At 41.8% G+C, this 18093-nt stretch carries 13 protein-coding genes; 3 read left to right on the forward strand and 10 right to left on the reverse strand.

Features of this window, described 5'->3' with window-relative positions; genetic code table 11:
- Positions 1-17: 17 nt before the first annotated feature.
- The 6 genes from G500_RS0105640 to G500_RS0105675 form a co-directional block, all read right to left on the reverse strand.
- Positions 18-1565, reverse strand: coding sequence for a GH3 auxin-responsive promoter family protein (locus tag G500_RS0105640; RefSeq protein WP_051203313.1), 1548 nt, complete (start codon positions 1563-1565; stop codon positions 18-20).
- Positions 1566-1770: 205 nt separating this feature from the next.
- Complete coding sequence (hisS, locus tag G500_RS0105650) at positions 1771-3111, reverse strand: histidine--tRNA ligase (RefSeq protein ID WP_027001872.1); 1341 nt, start codon at positions 3109-3111, stop codon at positions 1771-1773.
- Positions 3112-3640: 529 nt separating this feature from the next.
- Positions 3641-4204 carry a ribosome recycling factor gene (gene frr, locus G500_RS0105660; RefSeq protein ID WP_027001873.1) on the reverse strand — a complete coding sequence of 188 codons (564 nt, stop codon included), beginning with the start codon at positions 4202-4204 and terminating at the stop codon, positions 3641-3643.
- 91 nt (positions 4205-4295) lie between these two features.
- A complete protein-coding gene (locus G500_RS25640; RefSeq protein ID WP_154657032.1) occupies positions 4296-4454 on the reverse strand; it encodes a hypothetical protein in 159 nt (52 codons plus the stop codon).
- The gene (locus G500_RS0105670) at positions 4429-6075 is read right to left on the reverse strand and encodes an ABC-F family ATP-binding cassette domain-containing protein (protein ID WP_027001874.1); all 1647 of its coding nucleotides are present in this window, start codon (positions 6073-6075) and stop codon (positions 4429-4431) included. Before G500_RS0105670 ends, G500_RS25640 begins: the two co-directional genes overlap by 26 nt.
- A 136-nt stretch (positions 6076-6211) precedes the next feature.
- The gene (locus tag G500_RS0105675) at positions 6212-6889 is read right to left on the reverse strand and encodes a DUF2461 domain-containing protein (RefSeq protein ID WP_027001875.1); all 678 of its coding nucleotides are present in this window, start codon (positions 6887-6889) and stop codon (positions 6212-6214) included.
- Between the two features lie 636 nt (positions 6890-7525).
- Here G500_RS0105675 and G500_RS0105685 point away from each other — a divergent pair.
- A complete protein-coding gene (locus G500_RS0105685; protein WP_154657033.1) occupies positions 7526-8848 on the forward strand; it encodes a hypothetical protein in 1323 nt (440 codons plus the stop codon).
- Between the two features lie 91 nt (positions 8849-8939).
- Positions 8940-10757 carry an ABC transporter ATP-binding protein gene (locus tag G500_RS0105690; RefSeq protein WP_027001877.1) on the forward strand — a complete coding sequence of 606 codons (1818 nt, stop codon included), beginning with the start codon at positions 8940-8942 and terminating at the stop codon, positions 10755-10757.
- Positions 10758-10947: 190 nt separating this feature from the next.
- Here G500_RS0105690 and G500_RS22470 read toward each other — a convergent pair whose 3' ends face one another.
- Positions 10948-11646, reverse strand: a complete 699-nt coding sequence (locus G500_RS22470) for a formylglycine-generating enzyme family protein (protein WP_051203314.1) — start codon at positions 11644-11646, stop codon at positions 10948-10950.
- A gap of 451 nt (positions 11647-12097) precedes the next feature.
- On the opposite strand from G500_RS22470, the gene G500_RS0105705 reads away from it, so the two are divergent.
- Positions 12098-14362, forward strand: a complete 2265-nt coding sequence (locus tag G500_RS0105705; RefSeq protein WP_027001878.1) for a COR domain-containing protein — start codon at positions 12098-12100, stop codon at positions 14360-14362.
- Between the two features lie 266 nt (positions 14363-14628).
- Here the strand turns inward: G500_RS0105705 and G500_RS0105715 are convergent, their stop codons facing one another.
- The 3 genes from G500_RS0105715 to G500_RS0105725 form a co-directional block, all read right to left on the reverse strand.
- Positions 14629-15633 (reverse strand): quinone-dependent dihydroorotate dehydrogenase, encoded by a 1005-nt coding sequence (locus G500_RS0105715; protein WP_027001880.1) that lies wholly within the window; start codon positions 15631-15633, stop codon positions 14629-14631.
- 84 nt (positions 15634-15717) lie between these two features.
- Positions 15718-16698: an anti-sigma factor gene (locus G500_RS0105720; protein WP_154657034.1), complete on the reverse strand. Its 981-nt coding sequence runs from the start codon at positions 16696-16698 to the stop codon at positions 15718-15720.
- A gap of 33 nt (positions 16699-16731) precedes the next feature.
- Complete coding sequence (locus G500_RS0105725) at positions 16732-17292, reverse strand: sigma-70 family RNA polymerase sigma factor (protein ID WP_027001882.1); 561 nt, start codon at positions 17290-17292, stop codon at positions 16732-16734.
- Between the last annotated feature and the right edge of the window lie 801 nt (positions 17293-18093).

Here is an 18093-nt window from a genome sequence, read left to right on the forward strand (position 1 = left end):
TTTTTAGTTTTCTCTTTTTATTTTTTTTCTCCGCCCTCTACAAGGGCTAAAATACTCTCGACGTATTCGCGTGTGTTGCTCAAACGCGGCACTTTATTTTGTCCGCCTACTTTTCCCTTGCTTTTGAGCCAATTAAAGAAGGTTTGGGCGGGCAGCACCTGCACTTTGGGCAGCACAAGGGCAAGGTCGGCAGTGCGCTTGGCATCATAGTCAGAGTTGATTTTTCGCAGGTGTTGGTCTAAATGATAAACAAATTTATCTAAATTATCGGGTTCTTTTTCAAATTCTACAAGCCACTGATGCCCTCCCTTTTGTGTTTGGGTAGCCTCTTCGAGGTGTTGGAAATAGACGGGCGCGGCAGTGTATTCTTTGAGTCGCGCACCTGTCTGGCGGCAGGCTTCGGCTAAGGCTTCGTCGGCATTTTCTACCACAATTTCCTCTCCGAAGGCGTTGATAAAATGCTTGGTTCTGCCTGTAATTCTGATGCGAAACGGAAAAAGATTTGTAAAACGAACCGTATCCCCAATTTTATACCGCCAAAGTCCGCCATTTGTAGAAATAACAACCGCGTAATTTTTATCCAACTCTACTTCGTCTAAGGTAAGGGTGCGCGGCTCTGCCTTGTCCCATTCCTCCATAGGGATAAATTCATAAAACACGCCAGAATCTAATAGCAGTAATAAATCTGAACTATTAGTTTGGTCTTGCAAGGCAAAAAAACCTTCGGACGCATTATAGACTTCCATATAATTCATCTGTGGCGAAGGAATTAGCTCCTGAAAAAAACTACGATACGGCTCGAAGGCTACCGCTCCATGGAAAAAACATTCCAAATTTTGCCAAACTTCTAAGATAGATTTTTTTCCTGTAATTTCTAATACTTTTTTTATTAAAAAAATTGTCCAAGTAGGAACGCCTTGTATGCTCGTAACATTTTCCTGCGCGACAGCTCTTGCCATGACCTCTATTTTTTCCTCCCACTGCTCCATAAGGGCGATTTCGAGGGTAGGGGTGCGCATGTATTCCGCCCAAATGGGCAAATTTTTCATAATCAAAGCCGACACATCACCACAATTTTTTTCGCCTGTTATTGGGTTAGGCTGCAAAGAACCGCCTACGGCTAATCCTTTCCCCGTAAAAAGTTTGCTTTCAGGATAGTTATTAGTATAAATAGCAAGCATATCTTTTCCTGCCTCATAGTGTGCATTTTCTAAGGATTCTTTTGTGATAGGAATGTACTTGCTTCGCGAATTGGTAGTACCCGAAGATTTGGCAAACCCAATTTGGGGCGTATGCCACAGCAAATTAGCCTCCCCCCTCAAACTGCGCTCAATGTAGGGGTAAAATTCCTCGTAAGTAACCAAAGGAACGCGCTTCTGAAACAACGCCAACGACATAGTGGGGGAAAACTCATATTTTTTACCGAAAACGGTATCACGCGCTGCCCCTACCAAATACTGAAAAACGCGCTCCTGCGTTTCCAAAGGATAGCGCATAAAGTTTTCGATGCGTTGCAGGCGGCGCGTAAAGAGCTTCATACCTAACCAGTTAACGATTTCTCTCATAGTAGTTTGGATAGTATCAAAATAGGATTGCTATTTTTTACGCCCTACCAAAGAGGCGCAAGCGAAGGGCTTGAAGTCGCCGCTCATTTTTGGGTGCGCTAAGATACAAAAAAACCGCAACATTGACAAGATGCCGAATTTTATCAATGATACGGTTTTGAGTATATTTTTAATGCAAAATATAATTTTTTATTTTTATGATAGCTTAATTTGCCGTCAATTTTGCTATAATTTGCGCCACATCAAGCGTATGCTGTTCGCTCGCCTGCATGTCTTTGAGGGTATAAACTTGATTTTGCATTTCGTTTTCGCCTATCAAAAGGGCGTAGCGGATTTGCCGTTTATTGACATAATCCAACTGCTTCTGAATTTTTTTGTTCTCGGTATAAAGTTCGGCTCTGATACCTGCCTCTCTCAATTTTCTAAGCAAAGGTATCGCAAAAAGACGTGCTTTTTCATCAAATCCTAAAACCATTATTTGCGTACTTTCTATGGCTTCGGCAGGAAAAAGTTGTAATTCTTCCATAATGTCGTAAATGCGCTCCACGCCAAAAGAAATGCCCACGCCCGAATACCCTTTCATACCGAAAATACCCGTTAGGTCGTCGTATCTGCCGCCGCCGCCGATACTGCCCATTTGCGCTTCCAAAGATTTGACCTCGAAGATGCAGCCCGTATAATAGCCCAAACCACGCGCTAAGGTTGCATCAAATTCTATTTTATTGGTTAGTTCAATTTCTTTTAGGGCAGTAAAAACGGTTTCTACCTCTGCCAGACCCTGTGCCGCCACGTCTATCCCTGCAAAGAAGTCTTGTAGGAAAGGCAAATCTTGGGCGTGTTCTATAAAATTTTGGATTTGCGCGATTCCCTCTGGTGTAATTTCGCGCTTTGCCAACTCCTTTTCTACGCCTTCCCAACCGATTTTGTCTAATTTGTCAATCGCTACGGTGATATCGACCATCTTATCAGGCTGCCCTACTTTTTGCGCCAACCCTTGTAAAACTTTGCGGCTATTTATTTTAACAACTACTTTCAGACCTAATTTTGCATAAATCTCATCTGCCATCTCTAAAAGTTCGGCTTCGTTGAGCAGCGAATCTGCACCCACGACATCAGCATCACACTGATAAAATTCACGATAACGCCCCTTCTGCGGTCTATCGGCACGCCAAACAGGTTGAATTTGATAGCGGCGAAAAGGAAAAGTTAGCTCGTTTTGGTGTGTTACAACATAACGCGCAAAGGGAACAGTTAAATCATATCGCAATCCCTTTTCTGAAATTTGCGTCGTAAAATGCTTGTAATCAGATAGTTCTGTTACTTTTTTGAGATAATCGCCCGAATTGAGGATTCGGAAAAGAAGCTGGTCGCCTTCCTCACCATATTTGCCCGAAAGGGTGCTAAGGTTTTCCATCGCTGGCGTTTCGATGGGCAAGTATCCGTATTTTTTAAAGACGGTCTTGATGGTTTCGAAAAGGTAATCGCGTTTGCTCACCTGTGCAGGTGAAAAGTCGCGTGTGCCACTTGGCGTAGAGGGTTTTTGCATATTATTTTTATCGTAAAAACAACTTTTGACAGGTTTTTGGTCGTTTGTCGGATACAAACAACGGCGAAAAAGTCTTAAATGCACCCCACCCCAAACCCCTCCCCCAAAGGGAGGGGCTTCTATTCGGTATCATTTTTTTATGCGAGCATAAAAAAGTGATTTGGTTTTCAAACCCTCCCCATAGGGCAGTAATGTTAAGTTCTGTAAAAAAACTTGTTTGGTCAAATTTGAAACGAAATAGAATTTGGACTAAACCCTAAGGGTCTTGAAGACCCTTAGGGTTTGGGGCATAGGACAAGGCATGCCTTATCCCTACATTTGCACCTGATTTTTAGAATTTAACATCACTGCCCCAAAGGGAGGGGCTTTTATGCGGTATCATTTTTTTGCATTTATGCAAAAAAATGATTTGTATTTCGAACCTTCCCATAATGGGGGGAGGGCAGGGTGGGGGTTCAGCAGGTTTGCGCGAAGCACAAGACCCCGTTTTTTGACATTCTGACCGCTGTAACAACGCCATTTGAAGGGCTTATACGGTCATGATGTCTTTTTCTTTCACTTCTAAAAGCTCATCAATTTTTTTAATGTATTGGTCGGTAAAAGCCTGTACTTTTTCTTCGGCACGTCGGACGGCATCTTCGGGTGCGCCCTCATTTTGAAGGGCTTTCAAGCCGTCGTTGGCAGATTTTCGCGCCGCTCGGACGCGAATTTTCCCCTCTTCGGCTTCGCCTTTGGCTTTTCTTACCAACTCCTGACGACGCTCGCCTGATAGCGGCGGAATATTGAGGCGCACCAAATCGGCTTCGGCAATGGGATTTAGCCCCAAATTGCTCTCACGCAAAACCTTTGTAATGGCGGCTACCATGTTTTTTTCCCAAGGCTTGATGACAATGGAGCGCGGGTCGGGGGCAACGATGCTCGCTACTTGATGCAAAGGCGACATCGAGCCATAATACTCAACGGCTAAACCATCTAACATAGCAGGCGTAGCTCTGCCTGCACGGATTTTGGCAAATTCAGCTATCGTGTGTTTGATAGCTTTTTCCATGTTTTCCTTAGCATCGTCTAAGTATAATTCAATTTCTTCTTCCATGATGATACGAAAATTGTAGTAAAAAAGAGTGCGAAAGATGTACGAAGATTATGTTTTATCTTTGCAGCCCTTCGAGGGCTTGCCTGCTCGCCTAACTACCTTGTTTGGTTTTAGGCTGCTCGGCTCTGCGCTGCAAAGAAAAAGAAAAAAAAGTAAAGAAAAAAGTAGGGCGGCAGATACCTTTTTTTGCTACTTTTTTCTCTACTCCTATCAAGATTTTGAGGCTACGAAAAAGAAGGTTCGCCTGCATACAGTTTTTGGCGCAAAGCCTTAATTTCCTCACTCACGATATAATCGTCATACTCCATATAGCGGTCAATCATGCCGTTGGGCGTGATTTCTATGATGCGATTGGCAAGCGTTTGGGTAAAGGCATGGTCGTGCGAAGCAAAAAGCAACGTGCCTCGATAATTTTTGAGCGCGTTATTGAAAGCCGTAATCGATTCGAGGTCTAAGTGGTTTGTGGGTTCGTCCAAAACTAAGACGTTTGCTTTTTTGAGCATCATACGCGAAAGCATACAACGGACTTTTTCGCCACCCGAAAGCACTTTTGCCTTTTTGAGTGCCTCTTCGCCCGAAAAGAGCATGCGTCCTAAAAAGCCACGTACAAAGGTTTCGTCTTTTTCCTCGTCATTTTTGGTGTATTGTCTTAACCAATCTACCAAATTCAAATCCACACCCTCGAAGAAAGGGCTATTATCGTTGGGCAGGTAGGCGGAGGTAATGGTTACGCCCCATCTAAATTCGCCTGTTTGGGGTGTGCGGTTTCCCATCAAAACTTCAAAAAAGGCAGTAATCGCCATGCTATTTTTGGAAAGCACCGTTACTTTGTCGCCTTTTTGTAGGGAAAGATTGACGTTTTTGAATAAAATTTCGCCTTCTTCTGTCTGGGCAGCCAGATTTTCGACTTCGAGAATTTGATTGCCTGCCTCTCTTTCCTGCTCAAAGACGATACCAGGGTAGCGGCGTGTGGAGGGCTGAATGTCATCTACATTGAGTTTTTCTAAGAGTTTCTTGCGGCTTGTGGCTTGTTTAGATTTAGAGGCGTTGGCAGAAAAACGCTCGATAAATTCTTGCAATTCTTTGCGCTTTTCTTCTACTTTCTTGTTTTTGTCGCTTCGCTGACGGGCAGCGATTTGGCTACTTTCATACCAAAAAGAGTAGTTTCCTGCATGGAAATTGATTTTGCCATGGTCTACATCTACGATATGCGTACAGACGGCATCTAAAAAGTGTCTATCGTGCGAAACAACGATAACGGTATTTTTAAAGTCTGCTAAAAAGTTTTCGAGCCACATGACCGTTTCGATGTCGAGGTCGTTGGTAGGTTCGTCTAAAAGGAGTACATCAGGGTTTCCAAAAAGTGCCTGCGCCAAAAGCACGCGCACTTTTTCATTTCCACTCATTTCGCTCATGGGCTTGTGGTGATTTTCTTCGCCAATGCCCAATCCACTTAAAAGTTCTGCGGCATCACTTTCTGCTGTCCAGCCATTCATCTCGGCAAACTGCCCTTCTAACTCGGAAGCGCGAAGTCCGTCTTCTTCTGAAAAGTCGGGTTTGAGGTAGATGGCATCTTTTTCCTGCATCAAATCCCAAAGGGTTTTGTGTCCCATCAAGACGGTATTGAGGACGGTGCAGGTGTCAAATTCGAAGTGGTTTTGCTTCAATACTGCCATACGTGCGCCTGTATCCAGACTGATTGTGCCACGGGTAGGGTCTAATTCGCCCGAAAGGATTTTGAGAAAGGTAGATTTGCCTGCGCCATTCGCACCAATCACACCATAACAATTTCCGGGTGTAAATTTGAGATTGACTTCATCAAATAGAACCCTTTTGCCAAATTGAATGGCTACATTTGCAACAGTTAGCATAAGAAAGACGAAATTTTAAGGAAATGAGATAGAAATGGGGTTGCTGATAGAAAGCGCAAAGATAGTAAAAAAATGCGTACCCAACTTGCCAAAATGGAGAAAGAAAATCGCCTGCCTCGCACTTTTCAATCTACTCTCATTCGCTGATGGCGCGATTGAGAAACTGCAAAAGTGGCTGCAAGGCACGCATCGCCGCTACACTTTTTTCTACAAAATCGGCTTGTAATACCTCTTTATCCGAAAAAGGGCGCAGAGCTGTAAAACTTTTCAGTTGGAGATACTTCAAGGCAGGGTGATTTTTGTCGTATCCCTTCGGTTGCGTTTTGAGATACTGCCCTTCCTCGCGGTCTAAATCCCCAAAAGTAGCGACAAATTCGGGGTTCTGCACAATTTCAAAAAACTCCGCCGTATGATAATCTATTTCCTGCCTTATTTTTTTTACAATTTCCGCCGCTGGCTGATACAAACCGCCCCCTGCAAAGGAAAGCCCACGCTCGATGTGTGTGTAATAAATTGCCAACTCTTTTTTTCGGTTGTAGGGTGCAAATCCGAAACCTAAGTAGGTTTTGTAAGGCGACTTATCCGCCGAAAAGCGCACATCACGATTGATGCGAAAGATGCAATTTTTGGCAGATAAGCCCTCCAAAGTTGCATCAAATGCCTGCATTGGCACAAGCATCGATTCGGCTAATGCCAAATAATTATGCCGTAGGGCTTCATAACGCTCGCGCTGCTGTGCAAACCATTCTCTATGATTGTTGTTTTTTAAATCATCTAAAAAGGCGAAAGAAGCAGACAAAAAGGTAGGATTCATGGTAGTAATGTTAAGTTCTGTGGAAAGCCTTGTTTTGTCAAAATTTTGTCAAATTTGACACGAAATAAAATTTGGACTTAAACCCTAAGGGTCTTCAAGACCCTTAGGGTTTGGGGCATAGGACAAGTCAATGCCTTGTGCCTACATTTGAACCTAACTTTTAGAATTTCACATCACTAAGATTCAGAGTAAGATTCAGAGTAAAATTCGGGGCAAAAACCTATTTGGGTCAAAGTCAAGTCAGGTTCAAAGATACAAGGTTTTTGTAAAAATCGAGGTAGCTTCTTTGTCTTATTCCCAACCCAAAACAGTAAAATGGCAACGCTATTAAGCCTTATGCAAAGCCTTCTCTTTTCGGATTTGAAACAAAATAAAGTTTGGATTGAAGCCATTTTTTGGGTCTGAAAACGCTCTTTTATTTCAATCTTGCTGCGGGCAAGGCATTGTCTTATCCCTACCTTGAACAATAATTTTTGGAACTCAACCCTACTGAAAAAATAAAATGCGCTTCTGATAAAAAAGTTTGTCAAACTAAGGGATTTTCCTTATTATAGTATTTTTTTGTACGCTTTTTTTGTTTATATTCGTCTTAATGAGTCAGTAGCAAACGATTTCTCACCTATCAATTTATTTTGTATGCCAATGCGTCTAATATTTTATGTTTTTTTTCATATTTTCCTTTTTCCTTTCAAACCTACTTGTGTTTTCATTTTGGGTACTTTCCTGCTCTTGGGCGGTAGTCTGTTTTTAGAAGATAGTATCCTTTTGGCGCAATCAAACCCTAAAAAAAATTTTGCGAGGCGGTCTAAAAAGGCTACCATTTTGGATAAGGGTTCTTTCGAGCTTCAAACCCCTCAAAGTGCAGTTTTGGGAAAATATGTGTTTCATAAATTAGACTCTAATCAACTCTTTATTCAAACTGACCCCCTAACAGGCAGAATTACCAATCCTGAAATTATTGACTATTTAAAAAGGTACACCATTTTAAACATTACCCTAATTTATACCAACTGCCCCCGTCAGACAGAAGATGCCACCCTGCAAGCCAAATGGACACACACGCGCAATCAGAAAAGACTTGCAGAATTGTATCGCCTTGCGCCCTACTACTTTACTTTTCAAAGCATCACTTGGGGACAAATAGAGCAGCTCACCCTGGGCGATTGCAGCGACTACCTAACCTATGCGCAGGGTTTTGTCGTTACTTACCTACCCCTTCCAACTGTGGAAGAGGAAATGAACTATTTGAAAAAAATTGTAAAGGGAGAAATTTTATTAACGGATTCTACCGTTTTTAATATTTTTAATCGAAACAACCACCAGTGGAGCAGCAAAAATACCCTTATTGTAGCCGACGTTACGGGCAGCATGAGTCCCTATATGGCAGGTTTGGTGCTTTGGCTCAATATGAATATCCAAACTAATCCCTACAAAAAGTTTGTATTTTTTAATGATGACGACCTTTTTTCCTACTTTCCTATCTATCCGAGAAGGAAAAAACGGCGTGAAAGGTTGCTAAAAAAACAACAAGACAAAACAGGCATGGTGCTGGTCAGAAACAACAACTTTGATGTCATTTTCGAGCGTCTATTGGAAGGCATGCAAGAAGGCGCACACGTAGAAAATGTCATCGAAGCAATTTTGCATGGCTTAGATGCCTATCCAGACACCAAACAAGTTATCTTGATAGCCGACCATTGGGAAAGCCCTTGGGATTCGTATTTGCTGCCGCTGCTCAAACAACGAAAAGTGCCTGTGCGCGTCATTCTCTGTGGCGTTACGCCTTTCAAACCCGTCAATCGCGACTACCTCGACATTGCCATCGAAACCAAAGGCTCTTTCCATACCTTAGAAGACGACCTAAGCGAACAAATTTGGCAACAAGAAGGCAAGATATTCACGATTCTGGGCTATCGATACAGAATAGAGAGGGGCGATATAATTTTTTTAAACAACTAATTTTTTTTCTTTTTTCAAATCTTTTTTGCGATTTTGCCCTCGATGCCTTACCTTTGCGCATTAAAAAATCCTTCTGGCAAATACAATCCCAATGAGAAGAAACCATCGAGGAGCCGACTCCGACGAGCGCGAACTCCCCAAAACGCCTCTCAATAAAGAGACCCTTTCGCAGCTGCTCAAAATTTATCGCTTTATGCGCCCCTATCAAGGCTATTTTATCTTGGGCATGGTCTGTCTTTTCCTTTCAAGTTCGGTCTTGTTAGCCTTTCCCGAACTCACAGGTAGGCTCATAGACGACTCTTTGGGCAAAAACGACTGGGTAGTGCAGGGCATCGATAACTTGGCTTTTTCCTTAGTGGGCGTACTTGTGGTGCAAACGGTCTTTTCTTTTTTGCGGGTCTATTTTTTCGCCCAAGTAAGCGAACGCTCGATGGCAGATATCAGAAAAAGCCTCTTTCAGAAATACATGCAACTGCCCATGGCGTTCTACGACGCACGCCGTTCAGGGGAACTCCTAAGCCGAATTACTGCCGATGTTTCACTCTTGCAGGATACTTTTTCGGTTACGCTTGCCGAATTTGTGCGCCAACTTATCACGTTGGTAGTAGGAATTAGTTTGCTTTTTGTAAAATCGCCAAAACTAACCCTTTTTATGCTCTCCATCGTGCCTGTTTTGGTCATTGCGGCTATGTTTTTCGGACGCTTTATCCGAAAGCTATCCAAACAGACCCAAGACCAATTAGCAGAATCGAATATTATCGTAGAAGAAACCCTACAAGCTATTAGCGTAGTGAAAGCCTTTACCAACGAACTTTTCGAGGTAGGACGCTATCAGTACCTACAACAAAAGGTAGTACAGACGGCTTTAAAAGGCGCAACTTTCAGAGGGCTTTTCGTTTCCTTCATTCTTTTTACCATCTTTGGAAGCATTGTAGCGGTACTTTGGTATGGCACAACCTTAGTAGCCGATGGCACGCTCAAAATTGGCGACCTTACCTCCTTTATCATCTATACCATGTTTATTGGCGGCTCGATAGGCGGTTTGGGTAGCCTTTATGGTGAAATACAGAAGGCTTTGGGTGCTTCCGAGCGCATCTTAGAAATTTTGAACCAAGACCAAGAACCACAAAAAGAGCAAGCCGCCCCTATCCAAATGCAAGGCGATATAGCCTTTAAAAACGTCTGTTTTAGCTACCCCACACGCCCCGATGTGCAGGTTCTGAACGACCTTTCGCTGCAAATCAAGGCAGGTGAAAAAGTAGCCTTAGTAGGACATAGTGGCGCAGGAAAATCTACCATTATCCAACTACTCTTGCGTTTCTACGACCTCAAAACGTTGGGTAGCGGTCAGATAGAAGTAGATGGTCTGGATTATGACGCTTATAATTTAAACGATTATAGAAGCAAAATAGGAATTGTACCACAAGAAGTTATCCTTTTTGGGGGTACGATTAAAGAAAATATCGCCTACGGCAAACCTGATGCCACAGACGAAGAAATCATAGAAGCCGCCCAAAAAGCCAATGCTTGGCAGTTTATAGAGCAGTTTCCCCAAAAATGGGACACGCTGGTAGGCGAGCGCGGCGTGAAGCTTTCAGGCGGACAGCGGCAGCGTATCGCTATTGCGCGTGCCATTTTGAAAAACCCTGCCCTGCTTATCTTAGATGAAGCCACCAGCTCCTTAGATGCCGAATCGGAACACTTGGTACAGGAAGCCTTAGAAAAACTGATGAAAGAGCGCACCACCCTTATCATTGCGCACCGTTTGGCAACCATTCAAAAGGCTGATTTTATTTATGTCTTAGAAAAAGGCAGCATTTTGGAAAAAGGAAAACACGAAGAACTGCTCCAAAAAGGCGGAAAATACAGCGATTTGGTCAGATTGCAGCGTCTGGAAGAGGCGATTTAGAGCCGTCGGCGAGGCTAAAGCCGTCGCCGAGGCGCGTGTTTGTGGTTTGAAAAACCTCGTCGACGGGCAACGCCCTCGACGACGGTTGAAAAATTTGGGGGCTAACGCCCCCAAGCCCCCAAAAGCCAAAAGAAGGTAAAATACAAAAACCAAAAGGCGGCAGCTACGCTGCCCTGCAAAGGGTAAAAGGTTAAGAGAACAGAGCATTACGGATTGAGGAAAAACGAAACCCGTCGCTGAAACTCCCATTTGAAGGAATATACCCGTTACGGTTGGCAGAACAACAGTAATCAGAATCAAAGCTCCACGAACCACCACGCAAAACAATCTTATCATTTTCTTTTACAGTAGCTATAGCCTCAATATAATCCTCACAAGAGTTTTGATGATAGCGTGTATTTGTCCATTCAAAAAGATTGCCACTCATATCATACAAGCCCCAAGCATTGGGCTTTTTGAGTTTGACGGGCTTAGTTTGAAAATGCGAATTTCGACTATACCAACCCACCTGATGCAAATCGTCAGAGCCTGCATACTCGAAACTTTCTCCTGCACTTGCCGCATACTCCCAGCAAGGTTCGGAAGGCAGCTGATACTGAAAAGGCGAATTATTTTGTTTGGCTAACTTATTCAAAGCAGGCAAAAACTCTCTTTGTATCTTATACCAAGAAACTGAATCCACAGGTCTTCTTCGGCTTTTAAAACGTGAAGGATTCTCTCCCAAAACGGCTTCCCAAAGTTCTTGCGTAACAAGCGTTTCACCTATCCAAAAATCGGGAATCGTAACTTGCTGCCCCAATTTACCCAACATCAGTGTCCCACCTTTGATAAAAATCAGGTCAAAGGAAACACCCTTAATCGTTTCAGTATATCGGTCTAAATGGTTCATGGCTATTTGGCGTTTAGAAAGTGTCGGTTTTAAAAGAATTTCGACGGGCAAGATAATAAAAAATGGCAAAAAACAAGAAAAGAAAAATATAAACTTGCCTTAAAATTCCAAAATATACTATCTTTGTTCAGATGGTTTTGTGCTTCAAATAAAGAACCCCCACCCTGCCCTCAGTGATGTTAAATTCTAAAAATCAGATGCAAATGTAGGGACAAGGTATTGCCTTGTCCGCAGTGAGATTGAAATAAAAAAGAATTTTCAGACCCAAAAATAGGGGTCAGTCCAAATTTTATTTCGTTTCTAATTTGACAAAACTTTGACAAAATAAGGCTTTTTACAGAACTTAACATTACTGGGGGTTTGGGGTGGGGTGCATTTCAGGCTTTTGTCGTCGCAAAAACGCCGCTGCCATAGGAAACATTAATTTTATCTTTCACAATTTGATACAAACATGATACGTAATCAAGATTGGTTATACAAATCTGCCCTAAATTTAGACCAAACCGCTCTACCTGCTATTTGGAAGCAAGCAAGACAGGAACAGACGGTATTTTTAGATTTAAGCAAAAATAACTTTACTACTTTTCCACTTCCCGACATCCCACTGCCTCATGTCAAGGTATTAGAATTAAGCTATAATAGAAGGTCTATTAAAGAGCTACAAATTGATGCTAAGACTTTTCCTAATTTAGAATATCTTTTTGTATATGAAAGTCAGATACAAGAAATAAGATTAGTAGGAAAGTTTGAAAAACTATATGAAATCAATGCTGCAAAGAACAGGCTCACGCTTTTAAGCGGCTTGGAGCAAGCTGCAAACTTTCCAAACTTAGAATGTTTATTCCTCTATGGAAATCCGCTGGTGAACTTTCCCAAAGAGATTTTCGATAGAAGGGATAAGAACGCTTGGGAAAGCGTCAAGAGTTTTCTGCAAGAATCAAATAAAGGCACTGTCATCAACGATAGGGCAAAACTTATCATTATAGGAAACGGCAGAGTAGGAAAAACCTCTCTCTATAACGTTTTGAAAAAAGGAAAATACAACCCAAACGAAAAATTTACGCATGGCATTGTTTTGGGCAGCCTTTCCAAAAAAGAGTTATCCGAAGTAGAAGCGGAAACATTGCGCCTTCAAGTTTGGGATTTTGGGGGGCAGCATATTTTCTACGCGCTGCACCAGTTTTTTTTAAGTGAAAATGCTATTTATATCTTAGCTTGGACAAACTTTGAAAATGTTAGAAACAAACCCAAAGAAAAAGAACAACCCATAGATGAAAAATGGCGCACCGAAGAGTATTGGCTCGAAAACATAAAACATGTGGGCAAAGGTAGCCCTACTTTGGTAGTACAAACGCATGCAGACGTTCCTGCCAACAAAAAAATAAAGCCTTTTGAGGGTTACGACATTTATGCCCAAATAGATTTTAGTGCTGCCAAAAAGTTGGGCTTAGACTCATTAAAATATCACCTTGCCCAAATACTGAATACTCGCATTGAAGGCTTCAACAAAAAAGAACCCATTACCTATGAAAATGTCATCAAAGAAATAGAAGCCCTCAAAGCCAAAGGGGTAGTGGAAATCAGCAAAGAAAAATTTTTCGAACTTTGTCATAAAAAAGATGAAAAAGGGCGCAGCATAGACAAAGGCAACGAAATGCCTCTCTTAGACCTTTTGCGGGTGCGCGGCATTGTTCTATACTATGAAGACGAACAAATGAAAGATACAATTTACATCAATCCAGAAGCAATCGTAGAACAAGTTTATCTGCTTATCAATAATAGATTAGAAGCCCAAGCTGGAAGGTTTGATGAACCCTATATCGAGGCGTTTCTTTTGCAAAAAAAGGAAAAAAAAGCATACTTTAAATCCCTTGAAAAATTTTCATTAGCCGATTACGAAGACAGAAAAAAGCGTCGCGAGTTTATCGCCCTTCTTTTAAAATTTGGTCTTGTTTTCCGCATCTACGACAAAGAGGACAAAGACAGAGAAATATATATCGCCCCTCAATATTTACCCAAAGAAATAGAAAACAAGGAGGCGCGAACCCTTTTTCAGGATACATTTGAGGAATTAAAGTTATCTTATATTTTTGCCTTTCCGCGTTATATACCTGACAATGTAGTGGTAAATTTTTGGAGCAAGTACGGACCTTTTTCGAGCGAAGTTATCTATCGCACAGGTATTTATTTTAAAAAAGAAAATCGCAAGTTTATTGTCGTTTTCAAAGAACACAATCAAGATGGCGAAATTATCAATCAAATCCAAGTGTATTCGCACCATCAAGAAGCGGACTATACACTCTTAGCCGAAATTTGCCAAACCTTACTCGATTTAAGCCATAACGCATACGCAGAAATTTCTCACCACCAAAACGATTTTGTTTGCTACCAAACACTTTGCGAAGCCATAGAAAATACGCCTACCATCAGGTCTGAACAAGGGAATTGGGTAGCTACCAGTTCGTTTGATTTTCTATTTCCCAATGCTGCCAAAAAAAGGGACAGTCAGAAACCCAAGATTTCACAAAAGGAAAAAGAAGGAATGGAAAAGGCAATTAGTATTTTACTCGAAAAAAGAGAGGCGTTCATGGCAGAAATGGTAAAGACGGATAGCAGCAGTAAAAAGTTTGAACTAAACTGCGACATCAAAGCGATTGATGCCGAAGTTGCCCAATATCGCGACCGTTTGGATAATAGTCAAATCGTGCCGCACTAAGTTTTATATTTTAATTGTTTTATATTCTCACTGTTTTGGTTTGCACAGTTCTTATGCAGAAAAGACTCTGCCTTTTCCCTACATAACTTGCAGTTTGTAATTTTTTCCAAAAAAAACCTCGTCGACGGGCAATGCCCTCGAAGCCGTCAGGCGTATTGGCGTGTTTGTGGTTGAGCAGCCGTTGGCGAGGCTAAAGCCGTCTCCGAGGCGTATTTTGTAGTTTGAAAAACCTCGTCGACGGGCAACGCCCTCGACGACGGTTGAAATCATTTCAATTTTTGATAAATTTTATCAATCAAACCTACGCCTTCATACACAAAGCCTGTATAGACCTGAACAAGGGCAGCCCCAGCCTGCAACCTTGCAGCGGCATCTTCGGCACTGTGAATCCCCCCAACTCCGATAATAGGAAAAGCACCCTTGCTTTTTTGATGTAAATATTGTACAATATCCTGCGCCTTTTGCTTCAAAGGTGCGCCACTCAAACCGCCTGCTCCTACTTTCTCGAGTTCTTTTTCGGTTGTTTGTAAGTGGCTGCGCTCGATGGTGGTATTGGTTGCGATAAGCCCTGCAATTTGCGTTTGGTTCTGAATATCGAGAATATCATCTAACTGATTTTGGTTTAAATCAGGTGCAATTTTTAAAAGAATGGGTTTGGGCTTGTGTTTTTTCAAGTTTTCATTTTGCAAAGTCGCGAGCAGGTGCAAAAGTGGCTCTTTTTCTTGCAAAGCCCTCAAATTGGGCGTATTAGGCGAACTGACATTGACGACAAAATAATCTACATAATCAAAAAGTTTTTCAAAACAGATAAGATAATCTTTAAAAGCCGCTTCGTTGGGCGTGATTTTGTTCTTTCCAATATTGCCCCCTACGATAATATCGCGCTTGCGACGCTTCAAATTTTGCACCACAGCCTCTACCCCTGCATTATTAAAACCCATGCGGTTGATAAGGGCGCGGTCGGCAGGTAGGCGAAACAAACGCGGCTTAGGATTGCCCTCTTGTGGCAGTGGCGTAACCGTCCCGATTTCTACAAAGCCGAAGCCCAAATCAGCTAAGGCATCTATCCATTGCGCATTTTTATCAAAACCTGCCGCCAACCCCAGCGGCGAGGCAAAGCGAAGTCCGAAGACCTCTTTGGCAAGTGAAGCAGGGACAGTTTTTTTGAAAAAAGGGGCGATAAGCGGATTTTGTAGCGCGTCCATCGCCAAATAGTGCGCCTTTTCAGGGCTTAATTGAAAAAGAAGCGGTTTGAGAAGCGTTTGATACACGTTGGTAGAAATTAGAATAAGAAAATAGCGCGTTTTATATTTCGAAGGCGCATTTTCCCACAAAGATAGCGCATTTGGCGATACCTACTTCGCTTCTACTTTAAACTTTCCTACCGCAATTAAGTCGTTTTCGGTTTGCAATTTCCAATAATAAAGTTGTGGCGTTAGTTTTCTATCTAATTTAAAAGTTTGATTCTGACGCGGAATATCGAGGCGTAGGGGCTTATCGAGTGCCGCCGAGTAAAGTTCCAAATAAAATTCTTCCTCCTCTTCGTCTAATTCACCTCGCCAACTAAAAAGTATTCCGTTTTGATAATTGCTTTCCGTTTTGGGACTTATCAAATGAATACTACTTCTATAATGCCCTTGCTGTATAAGAGCCTCTAAATCAGGTAGTTCTGTGTAGGCAAAGGCAGTTTCTCCGTCTTCTTTTTTATTATTTTGTTCATTTTCCTTTCTATTTTCCTCTCCATTTTTTAGCTCATTTTTCAAATCTTCTTGTATCGAATTTTGAGCTTCGCTTTCTAAGGCAAGTTGTTCTTCTTGATAATAATTTTGTTCTGTAATCGGCTCTGCACTATCTATCTGCAAATTTGCATATTTCGCTTCTGGAATGGCAGGTTCTATGTGGGCAATCGCCTGCACTTGGTTAGTTTTCAGATGTTGGTAGGAAAGAAAAACGCCCCCGCCAATGGTCAAGAGCATCACAGAGGCTGCTAACATCTGATACGTTTTGAAAAGCATAGGTTCGTTTTTTTTTTCGTTTGTATGGGTTTGGGGCTGATGTTGCGCTCGCAAATTTGCCAATCCCCTTTGTAGGGCTTCGCGCCTTTTGCGTCTTTCTTCCGAAACTTGTTCATTATCCTTGATATGAAATGCCTTATTGCGCAACATCTCGCGCTCGGCACTCTCACGCAGGAGCTTACCCAACATTTGGAACTCTTCCAGCTCACGCGCTAATTCGGCATCTTGGGCTAAATCTGCCTCAAATTGAAGCCGCTCTTTGGGCGAAAGTTGGTTTTCCAAATATTTGATTATCAGGTCATCGCTGTATTTTTTGTTCATCGGAAGAAAAATTAAAAACATGAAAAGTATAACCTACTTCGGATAGTTTTTGAGCCTTTCTTTAAGTTTTAAAAGTGCCTTGTATTTGGCACGATACACGCTTTCGGCATTTGCATAGTCGAACCGCTTTATCAAATCCTCGACGCTTAATTCTTCATAGAAAATGGCACGTATTAGCATTTGATAACGCTGCCCCAAGTCTTGCAAACAATGTTCCAAATAGTCCATGAGCCTACTTCGCTCCCTGACAAAAGAGAGTTCCCATTCACTATCTTCACAAAGATATGTAAAAATTTCGGCGGCTGCAAATTCCTTGCTTCTTTTTTTGTAATTTTTCTTAATCAAATTTATCGCTATCCCTCTCAAATAAAAAAGAATGGAATCATTTTCAAGTATAATCTCACCTTCTATCACTTTGTCCATAAAATGAATGAGCGTTTCGGTGAAAATGTCGTCTATTTCCTGTGTCTGCTCCAACTGCTTGAAATAAAAGCTCATAGCCTTGTGAAAATCGAGGCGCATGCCGTAGAGGTGCTGCATAACCAAGTCTTGTCGCTCTTTTTCAAGGAGTGCGTAAAGTGTATTTGTGTCCATTTTCGTAAAAATATTTTGGGGTAAACAAAAACTAATTTTCTAAAAAACTTATGGCAGGAGCAGGCGGGCAAAAGGGAGGCTAAACAAATCATATTTTGCCCAAATCATATTTTGGGAAACAACGTGGCAAATATACAGAAAAAAACAACGCCAAACCGCCTTCAAAGGAGGATATTTTGCAAATGGCAACTTTAAAATCCAAAAAAGAGGTAAAAGCCACATTTGACCAAGCAATATTTTTATTCTTTCCTCGCTTTTTTTTAATTCCTTTTATTTTTATTTTTTTTTCTGTATGAAAAAGAAAACTTATAGCTTAGATAGACTTTCGCCGCAGGCAGGCTAAATTCTAAAAATTAGGCTAAAAATTAGGTTCGAATGTAGGGACAAGGTATTGTATTGTATTGCCTTCTCCGCAACGAGATTGAAATAAAAAAGGATTTTCAGACCCAAAAATAGGATTCAGTCCAAATTTTATTTCGTGTCGGATTGGAAAATACAAGGCTTTTTATCGAACTTGACAACGCTACCTTTGTTCGCCTTTGGATAAATCCTGCCAAAAGCATTTTTAAAGAGAAACAACGATACGAAGTAGGTAAAATTTCGTATTTTTGCAAGCTATTTCGGCGTTGTTGCAACGGTCAGAAGGTCAGAAAACGGGCTTTTGTGTGTTTCTTACAAGCCTCCTGAACCCCCACCCTGCCCTCCCCCCATAGGGGAGGGTTCGAAAACCAAATCATTTTTTGCATAAATGCAAAAAAAAATGATACCATATCAAAGCCCCTCGGCAGTGATGTTAAATTC

Origin of the sequence: Hugenholtzia roseola DSM 9546, from assembly GCF_000422585.1 — a bacterium.
In the GTDB taxonomy this organism is placed as follows: Bacteria; Bacteroidota; Bacteroidia; order Cytophagales; family Bernardetiaceae; genus Hugenholtzia; species Hugenholtzia roseola.

What these genes read in the sequence shown, in the direction of transcription:
- G500_RS0105675 (WP_027001875.1), bottom strand. Translation starts at nt 6,889, where the DNA reads ATGAATCCTACCTTTTTGTCTGCTTCTTTCGCCTTTTTAGATGATTTA.
- G500_RS0105720 (WP_154657034.1), bottom strand. Translation starts at nt 16,698, where the DNA reads ATGAACAAAAAATACAGCGATGACCTGATAATCAAATATTTGGAAAAC.
- G500_RS25640 (WP_154657032.1), bottom strand. Translation starts at nt 4,454, where the DNA reads ATGCAGGCGAACCTTCTTTTTCGTAGCCTCAAAATCTTGATAGGAGTA.
- G500_RS0105670 (WP_027001874.1), bottom strand. Translation starts at nt 6,075, where the DNA reads ATGCTAACTGTTGCAAATGTAGCCATTCAATTTGGCAAAAGGGTTCTA.
- frr (WP_027001873.1), bottom strand. Translation starts at nt 4,204, where the DNA reads ATGGAAGAAGAAATTGAATTATACTTAGACGATGCTAAGGAAAACATG.
- G500_RS0105725 (WP_027001882.1), bottom strand. Translation starts at nt 17,292, where the DNA reads ATGGACACAAATACACTTTACGCACTCCTTGAAAAAGAGCGACAAGAC.
- G500_RS0105705 (WP_027001878.1), top strand. Translation starts at nt 12,098, where the DNA reads ATGATACGTAATCAAGATTGGTTATACAAATCTGCCCTAAATTTAGAC.
- G500_RS0105685 (WP_154657033.1), top strand. Translation starts at nt 7,526, where the DNA reads ATGCCAATGCGTCTAATATTTTATGTTTTTTTTCATATTTTCCTTTTT.
- G500_RS0105690 (WP_027001877.1), top strand. Translation starts at nt 8,940, where the DNA reads ATGAGAAGAAACCATCGAGGAGCCGACTCCGACGAGCGCGAACTCCCC.
- hisS (WP_027001872.1), bottom strand. Translation starts at nt 3,111, where the DNA reads ATGCAAAAACCCTCTACGCCAAGTGGCACACGCGACTTTTCACCTGCA.
- G500_RS22470 (WP_051203314.1), bottom strand. Translation starts at nt 11,646, where the DNA reads ATGAACCATTTAGACCGATATACTGAAACGATTAAGGGTGTTTCCTTT.
- G500_RS0105640 (WP_051203313.1), bottom strand. Translation starts at nt 1,565, where the DNA reads ATGAGAGAAATCGTTAACTGGTTAGGTATGAAGCTCTTTACGCGCCGC.